Source organism: Chrysanthemum yellows phytoplasma (assembly GCF_000803325.1).
GTDB classification, from domain to species: Bacteria; Bacillota_I; Bacilli_A; order Acholeplasmatales; family Acholeplasmataceae; genus Phytoplasma; species Phytoplasma asteris.
Window position 1 is genome coordinate 1 of sequence record NZ_JSWH01000210.1, and the last position, 363, is coordinate 363.

Sequence of the window (363 nt, forward strand, 5' to 3'; positions counted from 1 at the left end):
CTCTTCCGATCTGAGCAATTTTCATATTATTAATTTTATATTTATCGGTATCAAAATGTTTGAGTAAAAAGTTAACAACATCAAAAACATTAACTTTTTCGTTATTATTTTTTATATTTTGATTCACTTTTATCCCCCTCCTATTCTTTATATTATATTTAACATAATTTTTGATGATTTTTAATTGTTTTTCTATTTCTTTAATGTGTTTTATTATTTGATTGAGTTTATTTTTCATTGTTTTTTCTCCTATTTTTTTTTGATTAATAATAAGTTTCTATTTTATAAGGCAAAATATAACCGATTTCTTGGAAGGTTTGAGTGGTCATTTCAAAGTGATAAACTAAGGTTTTTTTGGTACCA

1 pseudogene is annotated in these 363 nt (G+C 22.3%); it reads right to left on the minus strand.

Annotation, left to right across the window (positions count from 1 at the left end):
* A pseudogene (locus tag OL66_RS03215) lies at nt 1-238 on the minus strand (Panacea domain-containing protein); the annotation flags it as partial.
* Nucleotides 239-363: the final 125 nt, after the last annotated feature.